This window comes from Streptococcus sp. (genome assembly GCF_019414905.1).
GTDB lineage: Bacteria > Bacillota > Bacilli > Lactobacillales > Streptococcaceae > Streptococcus.
Window position 1 is genome coordinate 1 of sequence record NZ_DXLC01000195.1, and the last position, 1,939, is coordinate 1,939.

Below are 1,939 nucleotides of genomic sequence, written 5' to 3' on the forward strand. Positions count from 1 at the left end.
GATTTGAAGGAAAACGGTAATCCCTGCATTGAACAAAAGATAGGTCCCAATTATAACTAGCAAAACAGCTAGGAAGAAGGTTGTTAGGGCTGTAAGGGGATCTTTTACTGTAAGGGCAAGATAGTAGCCAATCCCTAAACTTATGGAACCAAGAATCGTTTGGAGAGGTAGAAAACGACCTTTTTTCTCTCCGCTAGCTTTCTCACGTGAGAGCTGAAGGGCATTCATACGGGCGATTCGAAGAGCATTCAGGAACATGAGACCTAGGAAAATCAAACCAAAGACAAGAAGTACTGTAATGACAACTTTCATCTGAAAGGTAGCGACCAGCTCAACCTTCAATTTCATCAGTTTGAGTAGGAAAGCGAAAATCAACTTGTCAAACAAGGCTCCAATACCGATACCTGCTCCAACAGTTAAAATTCCAAATAGCACTAACTCCTTAAAGGTCATACTGATCAGATGGCGTTTCTCCAAACCCAGCATGCCATAAATCCCTAGTTCCTTGGAACGGTTTTTCATGACAAAACTATTGGCATAGAGGACGATAATGGCTGACGCAAGGGTGACGACAAACATACCAAATCCTAGAGTAGCTTGAATTGTTTCACCTCCACGGATTTCCGCAATCTTGGGATTAAAGGTTAGAGAGTAAAAGAGATAGGTCACAGTGACTGCCAAGAGAACAGCCAGCGCAAAAGGATAGTAGAGTTTGCGGTTTTTAATCAAGTTCGATACCGCTAACTTATTGGTTAATCGAAACATACTAATTCACCTCGCTTGCCATGACAGTCAAGGTATCAGAAATTTCTTGGAACATCTGACGTTCTGTCTTCTCTCCACGGTAGATTTGGTTGTAAAGAATGCCGTCTTTGATAAAGAGTACACGTTTGGCTCTGCTCGCTGCTGCTGTTGAGTGGGTTACCATGAGAATGGTTTGACCTCGCTCATTGATTTCATCAAAAACATCAAGAAGAGCTGCAGATGACTTGGAATCAAGAGCTCCTGTTGGCTCGTCCGCAAGGAGAATTTCAGGTTCTGTGATGATGGCGCGGGCTACTGCTACACGCTGTTTCTGACCACCTGAAATCTCGTAAGGGTACTTCTCTTGTAATTGGTTAATACCCAGATTCTCAGCAGTCACCACCAATTTTTTCATCATCTCCGTAATAGGTCTTCTTGACAAAACTAAGGGAAGCAAGATATTGTCCTTAACAGACAGAGTATCTAGCAAGTTAAAATCTTGAAAGACAAAGCCCAACTTTTCACGACGGAAACTCGAAGCCTGTGAATTTTTGATGGTTGCGGTGTCAGTTCCATTCAAGTAAACCTGCCCACGACTTGGTTTATCCAGCATAGCTAGGATATTGAGAAGAGTTGATTTACCAGAACCAGACTCACCCATGATAGCAACGTAGTCACCTTTTTCCACGGTAAAGTGAATATCCTTTAGGGCTTCTACTTGGTTGCCCTGAAAACGAGTTTTATAAATTTTTTGAACGTGTTTTACATCTAAAAGTGTCATGAGAATCTCCTTTCTTAATACCCCATCAATTGAAATGTTGCTTGCATCATAGCGCATCCCAGCTGAACGCGCTCAATATCTTTGTGGCTTGGTTTTCTTGTTTTCTTCTGTAAGATTTGTTTCATGATGTTACTCCTTTGTTCTTTATGAGTCTAGTTTACATCAAAAAAAGACCGCTTGCCATAACCTAACCTTACAAAAGAGACTTTAATCTTACATTTTTGTAAGATTGGGGGAAATGTAAGCAGATTTAATCTAGAGAAGTACACTGTAGCTTCTAAAATATTATTAGAAATTGGTTTGAATTTCCCAATCAATTATTGAGTTTTTATTTCATTTCACTATGCAATAAATCAATTGACTTTTTACTATAAAAATTATATAATATAATTATGAAAGGGCTTACTTTAGAAA

Annotated in this window: 2 protein-coding genes; both read right to left on the minus strand. The window is 39.7% G+C overall.

The genetic code is table 11. From position 1 onward, the window contains the following. Window positions 1-765 (minus strand): FtsX-like permease family protein (locus QZ359_RS05885; RefSeq protein WP_293963973.1); only part of this gene is annotated, 765 nt, incomplete at its 3' end. Window position 766: 1 nt separating this feature from the next. Beyond that, window positions 767-1,525, minus strand: a complete 759-nt coding sequence (locus QZ359_RS05890) for an ABC transporter ATP-binding protein (RefSeq protein WP_000173358.1) — start codon at window positions 1,523-1,525, stop codon at window positions 767-769. Window positions 1,526-1,939: the final 414 nt, after the last annotated feature.

Coding starts and splice junctions, on each gene's coding strand:
- QZ359_RS05890 (WP_000173358.1), bottom strand. CDS start 1,525: ATGACACTTTTAGATGTAAAACACGTTCAAAAAATTTATAAAACTCGT.